This window comes from Hydrogenophaga sp. PAMC20947 (genome assembly GCF_004795855.1).
Classification (GTDB): Bacteria; Pseudomonadota; Gammaproteobacteria; order Burkholderiales; family Burkholderiaceae_C; genus Hydrogenophaga.
Genome location: NZ_CP039252.1, coordinates 241,111 through 256,055 on the forward strand (window position 1 = coordinate 241,111; position 14,945 = coordinate 256,055).

At 62.6% G+C, this 14,945-nt stretch carries 10 protein-coding genes; all 10 read left to right on the forward strand.

All coding sequences use genetic code 11. The features are described 5' to 3' along the window. Positions 1 to 64: 64 nt before the first annotated feature. Positions 65 to 2,386: a hypothetical protein gene (locus E5678_RS01080; protein ID WP_136176820.1), complete on the forward strand. Its 2,322-nt coding sequence runs from the start codon at positions 65 to 67 to the stop codon at positions 2,384 to 2,386. Between the two features lie 488 nt (positions 2,387 to 2,874). After that, positions 2,875 to 3,342 (forward strand): cache domain-containing protein, encoded by a 468-nt coding sequence (locus E5678_RS01085; protein WP_136176821.1) that lies wholly within the window; start codon positions 2,875 to 2,877, stop codon positions 3,340 to 3,342. 100 nt (positions 3,343 to 3,442) lie between these two features. Next, positions 3,443 to 5,002 carry a methyl-accepting chemotaxis protein gene (locus tag E5678_RS01090; RefSeq protein WP_168708460.1) on the forward strand — a complete coding sequence of 520 codons (1,560 nt, stop codon included), beginning with the start codon at positions 3,443 to 3,445 and terminating at the stop codon, positions 5,000 to 5,002. A gap of 185 nt (positions 5,003 to 5,187) precedes the next feature. After that, a complete protein-coding gene (locus E5678_RS01095; protein ID WP_136176823.1) occupies positions 5,188 to 8,031 on the forward strand; it encodes an aconitate hydratase in 2,844 nt (947 codons plus the stop codon). A gap of 61 nt (positions 8,032 to 8,092) precedes the next feature. Continuing rightward, positions 8,093 to 9,034: a trypsin-like peptidase domain-containing protein gene (locus tag E5678_RS01100; protein ID WP_136176824.1), complete on the forward strand. Its 942-nt coding sequence runs from the start codon at positions 8,093 to 8,095 to the stop codon at positions 9,032 to 9,034. Between the two features lie 159 nt (positions 9,035 to 9,193). Further along, complete coding sequence (locus tag E5678_RS01105; RefSeq protein ID WP_136176825.1) at positions 9,194 to 10,192, forward strand: MoxR family ATPase; 999 nt, start codon at positions 9,194 to 9,196, stop codon at positions 10,190 to 10,192. A 96-nt stretch (positions 10,193 to 10,288) separates the two neighbouring features. Further along, positions 10,289 to 11,332 carry a DUF58 domain-containing protein gene (locus tag E5678_RS01110; protein WP_136176826.1) on the forward strand — a complete coding sequence of 348 codons (1,044 nt, stop codon included), beginning with the start codon at positions 10,289 to 10,291 and terminating at the stop codon, positions 11,330 to 11,332. Positions 11,333 to 11,379: 47 nt separating this feature from the next. Continuing rightward, the gene (locus E5678_RS01115) at positions 11,380 to 12,432 is read left to right on the forward strand and encodes a VWA domain-containing protein (protein ID WP_136180569.1); all 1,053 of its coding nucleotides are present in this window, start codon (positions 11,380 to 11,382) and stop codon (positions 12,430 to 12,432) included. A 131-nt stretch (positions 12,433 to 12,563) separates the two neighbouring features. Then, entirely contained in the window at positions 12,564 to 13,784 is a 1,221-nt protein-coding gene (locus tag E5678_RS01120; protein WP_136176827.1) for an FAD-dependent monooxygenase, read from the forward strand. Between the two features lie 207 nt (positions 13,785 to 13,991). Then, on the forward strand, positions 13,992 to 14,942 hold the full coding sequence (locus tag E5678_RS01125) for a tripartite tricarboxylate transporter substrate binding protein (protein WP_247596985.1): 951 nt from the start codon (positions 13,992 to 13,994) through the stop codon (positions 14,940 to 14,942). Positions 14,943 to 14,945: the final 3 nt, after the last annotated feature.

A 14,945-nucleotide genomic window follows, 5' to 3' on the forward strand; every position in this document is an offset into this window, starting at 1 on the left:
CAAGTCAGGCCGTGACTGTCTGGTGAAAAAAAGAGTGGCCTTGTGCGCTGATCAAGGGAGTTTTATGCATTCGAGCGTTTCAGCAAATCGCGGCTTGAGGTTTATTCGCTTTTTGGCGGTCATGGGTCTCGGTTTTTTGACATCGGTGGCTTTGGCGAGAATGGGCGGCGCAGGTGGTGCAGCCCTTTTTGCACTGGGAGCTCCACCGAATGCGGGCACGGTGGTTCTGTCTCACCCTCAAGCACAGCAGCTGATTGCCGCTTCACCAGAGCAGCGACCTGCGGCCATAGAAACCGTGGTGGACTTGCTGTATGGGTCGTTGAACCGCAGAACCGGAACGGGGGGTATCAGCGCGGCCGTGTTGTCCAGGATGCTGAACACGCTTTTGGAGCAGGGCGTTCCGTCTTACGCTTTTCCAGCCGCGTTTTCTGTGCAGACGGATGACTACGGTGTATTGATTGAACAGTTGGCTCTCCTGAGCGCCGCGGGCAATGAATGGCGGAACGGGTTTCAAGCTGTGTTGACGGCTGTGAAGACCGGACGTTTCGATGAAGCCGGGCAACAGCTGAGCGTGATTTCAGCAGAGGTTCAAAGAACCTCCAATACCGGGTCATTCGATCGCCTTCGGATTCGCGAGGTCGTTGCAGGCGTTGAGGGGGCGGGAGGGTGGTTGGCCAAAATCCGCCTTTTGCACGGGGATGCAGGAGCTGCATTCGAGCGTGCATCGACGCTGTTCGGAGATGAGAACGGGATCGAAGCGGCAAATTGGTTGCATCTGAGCGCCTTTTCCGCAGTTGTTGGGAGCAGCAGGCCGCGTGCAATCGAGCTGTTGGAACGATTGGCAGGCATGGCGTCTGGCCAGATCGGGCGGGCGACTGCTTTCCCCGACTGGTTCAACTTTCAGTGGTGGAGCCATGCACAGCTGGCTTTGATGAAGGTCTCGGATGGCAAGGGGGATGATGCGTTGCTTCACTTTCGTGCGATGCAGGATACGGAGTCAGCGCTGAGCGACAGCTATGCCCGAGAGCCGACCCGAAAGCTGCTTTCGCTTTCCGTCGTGATCCATATTGTCGAATGGCAGTTGCAGCAGGGTGATGTGGCAGGTGCAAAGAGGATTTATGACCAAGGAGCGAGGCTGGACGATGTCATGAAAGACAGGCCAGAAGCTTCGCTCCAATGGGACGTGTTGCGCTGGAAGCGTGAGTACATCAGTGCTGAACTGGCCAGGTTGCAATCGCAGCCGGGCACAGCATTGCGTTGGTTTCGGGCTGCATCGGAAACGGCCAGGGAGTTGGCCACACGCCACCCAGGTGAAGCATTCCTGCTGGAAGTCTTATTAAACAGTCTGGTTGCTTTTGAACGGTTGCCAGGCAAGACGGTACCTGACATGGCGCACCTCTCCTTGGCGAGTGAGCGGGTCGCAGTAGCCAGGCAGCGCGTGCAGCTGGATCCGCGCAGCACAGAAGCGCAGGTTGCTTTGTGGGAAGCCTATTCTGCGTTGGTGGCATTGCAGCTGAGGCTGGCGAAGACCGAGGAACTTGGCGGTGTAGCGAAATCGGCGGCGGCCTTGGCTCAGCGCATGGTTGATGAGGCTCCTGCAGATGCGCAGCGCTGGCAGCGGCTGTACCGCAGCCATGCTCAGCTGGCCGATGTGCAGCTCGCGGCCAACGACATTGTTGGGGCCATAGAGCACCTTGAGACAGCAATCTCAGCCGCTGGCCGACGGGTCGACCTGGACCCGGATAACGATGACGCACATGCCGACCTTTGGAAGGGGTTGACGGATATGGGGGATGCGAAACTCCAGGCCGGCAACCGCAACGGGGCACTGACTCAACATTTGCTGGCTCGCAATGCCGCGCTTGATCGTCTTTCCAAAGAGGGTGCTGATTCCGTCCGGCTTGACCGTATCCAGTTGTCCTACTCCCGGATCGGCGATGTTTATGAGGTGCTGGGAGATCTTGGCGAAGAGGCGAGCCACTACGCCGAAGCTGCGGCATACAGCCGCCGCTTTGAGTTGCAGGCCACAACACCCCGGGCTTGGCGGCGCGGTCATTGGTATGCCTTGTCCCAGTGGGGTCGGGCCTTGGCCAAGCAAAGGCAGTTGGACAGGGCGCTTGTCCTGCAGACGGAGGCCAGGGAGTACGCCAGTTTGTTTTTAACCTCTGAAGGCGACCGCCAAGAGGTGGACGAAGCACTGTGGTTCAGTTGGCGGGAGACGGGGGGCACCCTGATAGCGCAGGGTGATTTGAGCGGTGGGTTGCACAACCACCGCACCGCGGAGAGCATTGCCGTACAGCAGCTGGCAAGAGATCCCGAGTCAGCGATTTGGCGGTCTTACGTCCACACCAGCCATGAGGAGCTCGAGCAGTTGGGCAAACGTTAGTGGGCCCGCCGGGTTGCTCGCCAGCTTGATGCGAACGCTTCAGGCTGACGCACCTGGCATTCTCCGGGGCATCGGGGAGCATCTTCTAGTGTGTGTCGATGCGTGGGGGAGCTGAACACTTGTCATTGATTCCCCAATGGCTTTCTGCGGATTTCCGCGGTGGCTTGCTCCGTGCAGCGATGGACCACAGACTCACCCCAGTTCTGCGCGTGGTGGTCTGGCGTGGAGCATGCGATGTCTGTCTAGATGCGCCGGGCGTAGTTCCTGCTCCGGATTTTCTCGGGAATCACTGCTGCCAGGCAATTGGTCCCTGCGCCTCAATTGCGGTGCTTTTCGCCTCTACTTCTGACTGATGCTTTGAGGCGAAATACCTAAAGTCCGAACCTGATGTATCCGATACATCATTCACCAAGGCAGACAGGACACGCGCGGTTGCGTGACACACCTTGGGTTCTTTTCTTAACACCCGTATTTCTCTGGAGACTCTAATGATGAACAAGTTGATTCGTGGGCTGATGGCCGCTGTGTTGGGCCTGGGCTTGATGAGCACTTCCTTTGCGGAAGAGCGTGGTTCCAAGGAGGAAGCGGTTGCCATGACCAATGCGGCAACGGAACACGTGAAGAAGGTGGGCCCCGAGCAGGCGTTCAAGGACTTTTCGGAAGACAAGGCCACCTGGACCAAGAAGGATCTGTATGTGATGGCCTACAACCACGACGGTTCCTGCGTGGCACACGGTGCCAACGGCAAGCTGGTTGGCAAGAACCTGCTCAACCTCAAGGACGCCAACGGCAAGGAAATCATCAAGGAATTCAACCAGGTCTCGAAGACCAAGGGCTCCGGCTGGGTGGACTACGAATGGGCCCATCCACAAAGCAAGAAGGTGGAGTCCAAGAGCACCTACGCTGTGAAGCTGGCTGGCTACGACGGCTGGGTGGGTGTCGGCATCTACCGCTGATCCGCCTCGATGCCCGCGCCTGAACCAGGCGCGGGCATTTCCGTTTCCCGGGACCGGGAGCCATGAAAACAACAAACCAACAGACGGATGAATGGGCAACATGTTGAACCTGATCAAAAAATTGCCGGTGGGTGCCAAAGTGGGCTTGGCGCCTGTGATCTGCATCGCCTGCCTGGTCGCCGTCGGAGGACTGGGTCTGTACGCCAGCCAGAAGGCCGTAGCGGCCGTGACCCAGGTGATCGCGAACGAGATACCTCGCCTGGAGAGCGTTCAGGCGGCAGAGCGTGGCCTGATTGAAGTCAACGGCTTGCTCAACAAGAGCCTCGCCTGGGAAGGCGCAGGCTACAAGGAGGAAATGATCGCGGCGCTGGATCAGAAGATCCTGGCGGATCTGAAGCGCCAGGGCGCAGCCCTGGACACAGTGGCACAATCGCCGGCGCTGGATGAACCCGCACGGGAAATCGTTTTGCAGGTTGTCAAAGATTTCAAGGAGTACCAGCAGGCCGCAGGCGATGCGCTGGATATCAAGAGCGGCATGGTGGCGAACGCTGCGTCCTACATGGGGGTGATCGACGGCATCCAGCTGCGCATGGAAACGAGTTTTTCCAACCTGCGTGAATTGCAGCAGCAGCGCACCGGCGCTTTGGCGCTCTCAAGCGTGGCCTTGCGCGACAGGAATACGTATTTGATTCTGGGCGGGACGTTGCTGGCGGTCGTGCTGTCGGCTTTGCTGACCTTGCTGACTTCGCGCCTCATCGTGCGCCCGTTGCGCGAAGCGCAGGTGCTGGCCAAACGCATGGCGGATGGCGACTTCACAGGGCAGGCCACCACAGATTCAAACGATGCGACCGGACAAGTCTTGCGGGCCATGGGCGAGGTGGCTAGACGACTCAGCTCCGTGGTGTCTGACATCAGGGGTGCTGCGGACGAAGTCAGCACCGCGAGCCACGAGATTGCCACGGGCAATGCCGATCTGTCGGTGCGCACGGAAGGCACGGCTTCTTCGCTGCAGGAAACAGCGGCTTCGCTGGAGCAGCTGACAGCCACGGTTCGCCAGAGTGCAGAGCATGCGCGCCAGGCCAATGAAATGGCGCGAGAGGCGCGCCACTCTGCCGATGCGGGTGGGCAGGCCATGCGCGAAGCGGTCAAGACCATGGTTCAGATCGACGCACAGGCCAAGAAGATTCAGGAAATCACCGGTGTGATCGACGGCATTGCTTTTCAGACCAATATCCTGGCGCTCAATGCGGCTGTCGAAGCGGCGCGCGCAGGCGAGCAAGGCCGTGGATTCGCGGTGGTGGCGTTGGAGGTGCGCAACCTGGCGGATCGCAGCCGCACAGCCGCGAGAGAAATTGGAGGACTGATTGGCACCACGGTGATGCAGGTGGACGCGGGCTCCAAGATCGTCAAGGCCGCAGGAGACACCATGGGCCGCATCGTGGAATCGATCCGAACCGTGGGCGACACAGTGGATGCGATTGCGCGTGCTTCCAATGAGCAAGCGGCAGGTATTGAGCAGGTGAACGTTGCGATGGCCAACATGGATCGCAACACGCAGCAGAACGCTGCCATGGTGGAGCAGGCCAGTGCGGCCGCCACGTCATTGCAGTCGCAGGCCCAGAGATTGGTGCAAAGCATCGGCAGCTTGCGCACGGTTTGAGGCTTTGACCTCTGGGACGGAAAGGGCGGGCGCAACCCGCCCTTTTGCCGTTCTGGGCCACCGCACCTGAAGGTTTTTGGCGGGTTTCCGCTGTGAACATTGCATCGCAGTAACCGTGTGGCCCACACAGGCATTTCCGTGGAACACAATGGTGACCATTCCCTTGTGATTTTCAGGAGTGCTTTGTGACCGATAAAACCCCGTCCACCCATGCTTTCGCCAAGACCGTCCAGTCGTTCACGACTGCCTCCGGCAAAAAAGGGCGGTTTTACTCTTTGCCTGCGCTGAGCAAGGCGTATCCCAACATCCAGCGCCTGCCCTGGTCGCTGCGCATTGTGCTGGAAAGTGTGGTTCGGCATTGCGACGGGGAACGTGTCACGGTGGATCACGTTGCCCAACTGGCCAACTGGAAGCCCAAGTCCAAGCGAACGGCCGAAATCCCATTCACTGTCGCGCGCGTGATCTTGCAGGATTTCACCGGCGTACCGCTGCTGGCCGATGTGGCGGCCATGCGGAGCACGGCGCAACGGCTGGGGCACGACCCGAAGAAAATTGAGCCGCTCGTGCCCGTGGATCTGGTGGTGGACCACTCCATCATGATCGACTACTACGGCCGCAAAGACGCGCTTGACCTGAACATGAAACTGGAGTTTCAGCGCAACCAGGAGCGCTACGAATTCATGAAGTGGGGCATGCAGGCGTTTGACACCTTTGGCGTTGTGCCACCCGGGTTTGGCATCGTGCACCAGGTCAACCTGGAGTACCTGGCGCGTGGTGTGCACATGAAGGGTGGCCTGTATTACCCCGACACGCTGGTGGGCACCGACAGCCATACAACCATGATCAACGGCATTGGTGTCGTGGGCTGGGGTGTGGGGGGCATCGAGGCCGAGGCCGCCATGTTGGGGCAGCCGGTGTACATCCTCACGCCCGACGTGGTGGGCTTTGAAATGAAAGGCCGCTTGCGCGAAGGGGTGACGGCTACCGATCTGGTGCTCACCGTGACCGAGATCCTGCGCGAGCAAAAGGTGGTGGGCAAGTTCGTGGAGTTCTTTGGCGAAGGCACAGCGTCGCTGGCTTTGCCCGACCGCGCCACCATCGCCAACATGGCGCCCGAATATGGGGCCACCATGGGCTTCTTCCCGGTGGACGACAAGACGCTGGACTATTTCCGCGGCACGGGGCGCAGCAAAGCTGAGGTCGATGCGTTCGAAGCCTACTTCCGCGCCCAGCAGATGTTTGGTATGCCCAAGGCGGGTGACATCGACTATTCGCAGGTGGTGTCGCTGGATTTGGGGCAGGTGACCCCCAGTCTGGCCGGGCCCAAGCGGCCGCAGGACCGCATCGAGCTGGGGCAGGTGGCGGACCAGTTTCGCTCGCTGTTCAGCAAACCCAATGCCGAGAACGGGTTCAACCAGGACGCAGAGCGCCTGGCGCTGAGGGTTCCGGTGTACCCGGGTGGTGGAGAATCGGCCACGGGCAAGCCGGCGGACACCCCCGCCGGCGCATCGCGCTCGGTGGCTGAGATGGTGAGCAACCGGCCCGTGCTGGCCGCTAAATCCCGACACTCCGGTCGCTCACTCGCAGTGGGCAATGGCGATGTGCTGATCGCGGCGATCACCAGCTGCACCAACACCAGCAATCCCAGCGTCTTGCTCGCCGCAGGCCTGCTGGCCAAGAAGGCCGTGGAGGCTGGTTTGAAAGTCAAGCCGCACATCAAGACTTCGCTGGCGCCTGGCTCGCGCATCGTTACCGAATACCTGACCGCCACCGGTTTGTTGCCTTACCTGGAAAAGCTCGGGTTTGCGCTCGCGGGTTATGGCTGTACCACCTGCATTGGCAACGCGGGGGACCTGACGCCTGAGCTCAATGAGGCGATCACCGAGAACCAGCTGGTGTGTGCGTCGGTGCTGTCGGGCAACCGCAACTTTGAAGCCCGCATTCACCCCAATCTCAAGGCCAACTTTCTCGCAAGCCCACCGCTGGTGGTGGCCTACGCGATCGCGGGCACGGTGTTGACCGATCTGATGACCGACCCGGTGGGCGTGGGCAAAGGTGGCAAACCGGTGTACTTGGGCGACATTTGGCCGAGCAGCGAAGAAATCCATGCGTTGCTGAAATACGCGATGAAGGGCAAGGCTTACCGCGAGAACTATGCGCAGGTGAAAACCGACCCAGGCAAGCTTTGGGAGCGGATCAAAGGCGTGAGCGGCAATGCCTACACCTGGCCCAAGAGCACCTACATCGCTGAGCCGCCTTTCTTTGACGGGTTTGAGCTGGAGCAGCCGACGGCCGAGGCGCCGGCGGTGCGCGGCGCGGCCGTCATGGCCTTGTTTGGCGACTCGATCACCACCGACCACATCTCGCCGGCGGGCTCCATCAAGGAGAGTTCGCCTGCGGGCGAATGGCTGAAGGCGCACGGCGTGATGAAGGCCGATTTCAACAGCTATGGCGCGCGCCGTGGCAACCACGATGTGATGATGCGTGGCACCTTTGCCAACGTGCGCATCAAGAACCTCATGTTGCCTCCGGGGCCCGATGGGTCGCGGGAGGAGGGGGGCTTCACCCTCTATGCGGGCAAGGGCAAAAAAGTATCCATTTTTGACGCGGCGCAGCGTTACCAGGCCGCTGGTCAGCCCACGGTGGTTTTTGCGGGTGAAGAGTACGGTACTGGCTCCAGCCGGGACTGGGCGGCCAAGGGCACGCAGTTGCTGGGTATTCGTGCGGTGGTGGCGCGAAGCTTCGAGCGCATCCACCGCAGCAATCTGGTGGGCATGGGCGTGCTGCCGCTGCAGTTCAAGGCAGGTGAGTCCTGGGAAACGCTGGGTCTGAAAGGGGACGAAACGGTTGAAATTCTGCCGCACCCCAAGCTGTTGCCGCAGAGCAAGGCCAAGCTGTTGATCACCCGTGCCAATGGCGAAACCGTGTCGACCACCCTGACCCTGCGCATCGATACGCCGGTTGAGGTGAACTACTACCTTGCGGGCGGGATACTGCCGTATGTCTTGCGGCAATTGTTGAGCGCTTGAACCGAATTTCCCAACGGGGCATGATGTAGTCCTGCACCCGCCGGGTGCGCCAGGAGTTGCCGTGCGAAAGCCTGCTCTCTACAGTCGGTCGGATCGACACCGCACGCCGCTTGCGGCGATTGGTGGTGCAGCGGTGGACAAGGTGGACGGCGCGCCGGGGGGCGACGACGCAGCGCCGGAGCGCACGGTTTCGGCGGGTAGATTTTTGGCGCTCAGGCGTTTTACCCGCAGCCCGCGAGCGCTGTGGCTGGCTTGGGGGTTGCTGGCGGCAGCTTTGGTTGTGGGTGTGGGCGTGAATCAGCGGCTGGTGCCTCGTCCCATCACACAGCAAGACATCGACGCAGCTGTGCTGCGCACCCTGACCACCCAACCGTTGCCTTCGGCGGCAGCGCGCGCGGCCGAGATGATTCGACCTGCGGTGGTGCGGGTCACGTCGCTGGCCAAGAACCGCCAGGGCGAAGAAGTGGAAACGGGTGTGGGCACGGGCGTGGTGATTGTTGACAAAGGTCTCATCCTGACCAATCTGCATGTGGTGCAGTCGGCCCCCATCGTGCGCCTGGTGTTTGCCGACGGCTCGGAGTCGGAAGCCACGGTCCGATCGGTACAGGTCGAACACGATCTGGCGGTCTTGCAGGCGGCCACGGTGCCCGACGATCTGCAGGCGGCAACCCTGCGCTCCTCTCACGATCTGAAGGCGGGAGACGCTGTGGTCGCCGTGGGTTTTCCCTTTGGCATCGGGCCTTCGGTTTCTTCGGGTGTGGTCTCTGGCCTGGGGCGCGAATTCAAGTCGCCCGAAGGCGAGCAGCCCCTGCGCAACCTGATCCAGTTTGATGCCGCCGCCAACCCGGGCAATTCAGGAGGGCCGCTGATCACCATGGACGGTGAGGTGGTGGGCATCGTGACCGGCATTCTCAACCCCAGCAGCCATCGGACCTTTGTGGGCATCGGTTTTGCCGTGCCCATCGAGAGCGCTGCGGCTGCGGCGGGGATGCAACCTTTTTGACCCACCCCTGCCGCAGCGTTCTGACCCCCCGCGCCGCCTGCGGCGTTACCCCTTGGGGGCGGCACTGGCGGCCTGGCAAAGCCAGTTCCGCGGTGCCCCTGAACAAGGCACTGCGCGCTGAACGGGCCTTTTAGTTGGTTTTTTGTTTTGGAGTCTCGTATGGAAACCAAGGGCAATGGCACCGCTGAGTTGATGGAACAGATTCTTTACGAGGTGAAGCGGGTGGTCGTGGGGCAAGACCGTTTCCTGGAGCGGGTCATGGTGGCCCTGCTGGCGCAGGGGCACTTGCTGGTGGAAGGTGTGCCGGGGCTGGCCAAGACGCTCACGGTCAAGACCCTGGCCGAAGTGGTGCAGGGGCGGTTCAGGCGCATTCAGTTCACGCCCGATCTGGTGCCGGCCGACTTGGTGGGCACCCGCATCTACAACCAGAAAACGGGTGACTTCAGCACCTCGCTGGGGCCGGTGTTTGCCAACCTGCTGCTCGCTGATGAAATCAACCGTGCGCCGGCCAAGGTGCAAAGCGCTTTGCTCGAAGTCATGCAGGAGCGGCAGGTCACGATCGCGGGCGAGACCCACCTGGTGCCCAGCCCTTTTCTTGTGATGGCTACGCAGAACCCGATTGAGACTGAAGGGACCTATCCCTTGCCTGAGGCACAGGTCGACCGCTTCCTCATGAAAGTACAGGTGGACTACCCCACCGAGGAAGAAGAGTTTGTGATTGTTCAGCGGGTGACGGGTCCCCTTGTGGTGGTGAACGCGGTCGCAACCACCGAACAGCTGGCGGTTTTGCAGGCGCAGTGCCGCGCGGTTTATGTCGACCCCGCGCTGGTGCAGTACGCGGTCAAGCTCGTGTCGGCCACACGCAAGCCGGCGTTGTTTGGATTGAAGGCCTTGGCACCTTGCATCACCTACGGTGCGAGTCCGCGTGCCACCATCGGGCTGGTGGAGGGTGCCCGCGCTTTGGCGCTGTTGCGCGGCCGCACCTATGCCCTGCCAGAAGACATGGTGGATCTGGTGCCCGATGTGTTGCGCCACCGTGTGGTGGTTTCTTACGAAGGGCTTTCCGAAGGCTTGGACAGCGAGGCTGTGATCGCGAAAATCATGGCGGTTGTGAGGGCGCCCACCAAGCTGATGGCACATGACCAGATGGCCGCCTGATCATGATCACGCTTGCAGACTTTATCCACCTCGCCCCCGCGAATCCAGGGAGTGCTGTGTTCGGTTTGCCTGCGCTGAGGCTGGGGGGCAACGACCATGTTTAAGTGGCCGTTTCATCGCCCGTCTACCCACTTGCCGCAGCCGCAGACCAAGGCTGACCCCGAGCGGGCCGGCGCGTTGCTGCAGCGGCTGGAGTGGACGGTGATCCGCCGGCTCGATGGGTGGTTGCAAGGCGACCACCGTACGCTGATGCGTGGCACGGGTCTCGATCTGGCCGACTTGCGCGAATACCAGCACCACGACGATGTGCGCCACATGGACTGGAACGTGACCGCCCGGTTGCAGCAGCCGCATGTCCGGGTGTTCACCGAAGACCGGGAAATGACCGCATGGTTTTTGCTGGACCTCAGCCCTTCGCTGAATTTTGGCTCAGGTGAGCAGCGCAAGAGCGATGTGCTTCAAGGCTTTGTGGGCGTGCTGGCGCGCCTGATCAGCAGGCACGGCAACCGTGTGGGGGCCTTGCTGTTGGGCGGTGGAGCAACAGACCCGGTCAGCGTCTTGCCCGCGCGCGGAGGGCGCACCCAGATCTTGCAGCTGCTGCACCAGATTGACCGGGTTCAGGCGGCAGCCTTCGCGGGCGGCGAAGCATCGGGCGTGACCCGGCTGGCCGATTTGTTGAAAGGGGCTGGACGGACGATTCGCCAACGCAGCACGGTGTTTGTGGTCTCCGATTTCATCAGCGAACCCGGCTGGGAAAAGCCCCTGGGGGAGCTGGCGCAGCGACACGATGTGGTGGTGGTACGGGTGCTCGATCCGCTGGAGATGGATTTGCCCGATATGGGGTTGGTCACCGTGCGGGATGCCGAAACCGGCGAGCAGTTGCTGGTGGACACCCACGATGCCGGATTTCGCCATCGGTACGCGCGTGTGGCCGCTCAGCGCGAAGCCTTGCTGCGCGAAAGCCTGGCGCGCGCCGGGGTCGATACCCTTGAACTCGCCACCGATGACGAACTGATGGACGCTGTGGTCCGTTTTGTGGAGCTCCGCCGTGGCCGGCAAGGCTTGCGCGCCGGCTGGCCCAGGCACCTGGGCGCCTCAGCCCGTCAGAAAGAGCAGACCTTGCGGGGTGCCACAACATGAATGAAGCGTGGCTGTCTTCGCTGTGGGCCAATGCAAGCAACTGGCCAGTGAGTTTTTTGTGGCCATCGATGTTGTGGGGGCTGTTGGCGCTGCCTGTTCTGGTGTTGCTCTACCTCTGGCTGCTGCGGCGCCCCCGGCGGGTGTCGGTGCGGTTGGCGAGCCTGTCGGTGGTGCGCGAAGCGCTGGGCAGCGGGCCCGGCTGGCGGCGCCACCTGCCGCCCTTGTTGCTGTGGCTGGCGGTGGCCTTGTTGCTGCTCGCGGCGGCTCGGCCGGTGGCGCGCGTGGTGTTGCCATCGACCGACCAGACCATTGTGCTGGCCATGGATGTTTCTGGCAGCATGCGGGCCACCGACGTGGAGCCCAACCGGTTGGCGGCGTCCCAAGCCGCAGCGAAGGCCTTTCTGGCCGAGTTGCCGCGCCATGTGAAGGTGGGCATCGTGGCGTTTGCAGGCACGGCCCAGGTGGTGCAGCCCATCACCCTCAGCCGCGAGGACCTGCACACCGCCATCGACAAATTCCAGCTTCAGCGGGCCACCGCGATTGGCAGCGCGATCGTGGTCGCCCTGTCAGAGCTGTTTCCCGACCAAGGCATCGATGTCGGCAAGCTCACGTTTGGTCGCGCCAATGACCTCATGGCCGCGCAAGGGCGGGCCATTGATGAGCCCGCCCAGAAGCAGCGCCCGTTTGTACCCGTGGCGCCGGGGTCCTATGGCTCGGCCGCCGTCATTTTGCTCACGGACGGGCAGCGCACCACCGGCGTGGACACCGAAGAAGCGGCCCAGATGGCCGCCGATCGTGGTGTGCGGGTTTACACCGTGGGCGTGGGCACAGTGGTCGGGGAAGTGATCGGCTTTGAAGGCTGGTCCATGCGGGTGAGGCTGGACGAAGACACGCTCAAGTCGGTGGCGCGAACGACCCAGGGCGAGTATTTCTATGCGGGCACGGCGGCCAACCTCAAGCAGGTGTACGAGACGCTGAGCACACGCTTGACCGTCAGTTCCCAGGAAACGGAGGTCTCGAGCTTGCTGGCCTTGCTGGGGGCATTGCTGGTGGTTCTTGCGGCGGGACTGTCGTTGTTGTGGTTTCACCGCGTGGCCTGATCTTTGGAGGCATGCGGATGGGCTTTTGAGAGGAATTCGTTTATCACAAAGCCCTTGCAGCCGTCGGACGCCGAAGGGGGTGTTTGCTTTGGATCAAACCCGCTGCTCGCCTGCGCGGCACAATGCGTGGCATGACAAAAAAAGTGGTAGTGAGTGGAGGGGGGATCGGTGGCCTGGCTGCGGCATTGGCGCTCGCCCGGTCGGGTCTGGGCGTGGCTTTGCTGGAGCAGTCGCCGGTCTTTGGCGAGGTTGGCGCGGGCTTGCAGTTGGGGCCCAATGCGGTTCGGGTGCTGGACGGCTGGGGATTGAGTGAGGTCTTGCGTGCAACGGCGGCATTTCCTGAAGCCCTTCAGGTGCGCGATGCCCACGGTGCCCAAACCCTGGGTCGCTTGCGTTTGGGCCCGATCGTTCGCGCACGCTACGGCCAACCCTATGCCACTTTGCACCGCGCGGATTTGCATGAGATGTTGCTGGAGGCGGTGCAGCGAGAGAAGCGGGTCAGCTTGCATCTGGGGTGCCGTGTTGCTTCGTATGAGGTGGGCGGGGAAACCGTTCGGGTGACGTGTGAAAACGATCAATCGTTTGAAGGCGCCGCCCTGATCGGTAGCGATGGCCTGTGGAGCCGTGTGCGCAACCAGATGCTGGGGGCAACCCCGGTGCGGGCCAGTGGGCACTTGGCGTACCGGGGCATGGTGCGTGCCGACGAGTTGCCGGCGGCCCTGCGCTCGCCTGTGGTCACCGCCTGGCTGGGCCCCCGGTTGCACGCCGTGCATTACCCCGTGAGACGGGGGGAGTGGTTCAACGTGGTGGTCGTGGTGCAGGGCGTCATCGGGCAAGGACATGGAGGCGCTGTGGGCAGCGATCCACAGAGCTGGTCCCACGAGGCACACGCCAGCGATCTGCGCCGCACGCTGGGCCCCGCGTGCGGCGATTTGCTGGCCATGGTGGATGCGGTGCGCGGCTGGAAACTCTGGCCGCTCAACGACCGCGCGCCAGTGGCCGGAGCCCACGAGCACGCGCAAGGCCGGGTGGCTCTGCTGGGCGATGCGGCCCATCCATTGCGCCCCTACCTGGCACAAGGGGCGGCCATGGCCATCGAAGACGCCTGGACCCTGGGCCGGTTGACCGACCCGGCGAACGGCCAAACGCTGGACTGGCCGAGCTTGCTGGACCGCTATGCCCGCACACGCTGGGCGCGCAACGCTCGGGTGCAAACGCGGTCCGAACGCAACGGCACGGTGTTCCACGCGACGGGGCCACTGAAGTGGGCACGCAATGCAGCCATGGCCACCCTGGGAGAGTCCCTGCTGGACAACCCCTGGCTCTACAGCGGCCCACCCGAACCGGTCTGATCGTCCCCGCGCTGACCCGGCCGTGACCTGCGAGCGCGCGCGGGTTGCGGGAGGCTGCTACGCTCGGCTTGCTTTGCATGATCTGCGCCCGAATCGGTGGGCCCTGTGCGAAGCGCATTGAACGCGTTTTCATTCCGTTGCTTGAATTTTGCAGGAGCCTACATGAAGTCCCTCTCCGTCTTTCCGCGCCGATTGTTGCTGTCGGCCATGAGCGCCGCGGCCATGCTGGGCGCCACACCGGCTGCTTTGGCCCAGAGTGCCAAGGCCTGGCCCAGCCAGCCCATCAAGCTGGTGGTGGGTTTCCCTGCCGGGACCTCTCCAGACCTGATGGCCCGCACGCTGGCCGAGCCGCTGTCGCAGCTGCTCGGACAACCCGTGGTGGTCGACAACCGGCCGGGTGCTGGCGGCAACATCGGCGCTGCACAGGTGGCGCGCGCCACCGATGGCCACACGGTGGGCTTGATGGTCAACGGCAACCTGACCATTGCCAAAATTCTGAATCCCGCCACACCTTACGATCCGATCACCGATCTCGCCCCGGTTTCGCTGATCGCGGTGGCCCCATTGGTATTGGTTGCGCCCAACAGCGCGCCGGCTGGCGGCCCTGCCTTCTGGTCTGCCGCCAAGGCGTCGGGGGACCGCTGGAACTACGGCTCGCCGGGCATCGGGACCGTGGCCCACTTGGGCATGGAGCTGATCAAGGTCAAGGCCGGCATTTCGCCTTTGCATGTGCCGTATGGGGGGAACCCTGCGGTGATCACGGGCATGCTCGGAGAGCAGGTGAACATGGCGCTGCTGCCACCGGGCCTGGCCATGGCTCAGGTCCAGTCGGGCAAGCTGCGCGCCATTGGGGTGACCTCGGCCGGCCGCAGCGCGGTCGTGCCAGGGGTGCCTTCACTCAGCGAGACCGGGCTGCCCGGCGTGGAGCTGGAGATCTGGAACGCCGTGGCCGCGCCCCGGCAGATGCCTCAAGCCCATGTGGCTCGCCTGGCAGCAGCGCTGGCTGAGATCGTGCGTCGTCCCGCTGTTCGCGCGCAAATCGCCGCGCAAGGCTGGCAGGTGGTCGGCACAGCACCTCAGGGGCTGGCCAACCGCATTGCTCAGGACACGGCAACAATGACCGACGTGATCCAGCGCAACGGCATCCAGGCGAAGTGAACC

Coding starts and splice junctions, on each gene's coding strand:
- E5678_RS01085 (WP_136176821.1), top strand. CDS start 2,875: ATGATGAACAAGTTGATTCGTGGGCTGATGGCCGCTGTGTTGGGCCTG.
- E5678_RS01090 (WP_168708460.1), top strand. CDS start 3,443: ATGTTGAACCTGATCAAAAAATTGCCGGTGGGTGCCAAAGTGGGCTTG.
- E5678_RS01080 (WP_136176820.1), top strand. CDS start 65: ATGCATTCGAGCGTTTCAGCAAATCGCGGCTTGAGGTTTATTCGCTTT.
- E5678_RS01105 (WP_136176825.1), top strand. CDS start 9,194: ATGGAAACCAAGGGCAATGGCACCGCTGAGTTGATGGAACAGATTCTT.
- E5678_RS01120 (WP_136176827.1), top strand. CDS start 12,564: ATGACAAAAAAAGTGGTAGTGAGTGGAGGGGGGATCGGTGGCCTGGCT.
- E5678_RS01125 (WP_247596985.1), top strand. CDS start 13,992: ATGAGCGCCGCGGCCATGCTGGGCGCCACACCGGCTGCTTTGGCCCAG.
- E5678_RS01110 (WP_136176826.1), top strand. CDS start 10,289: ATGTTTAAGTGGCCGTTTCATCGCCCGTCTACCCACTTGCCGCAGCCG.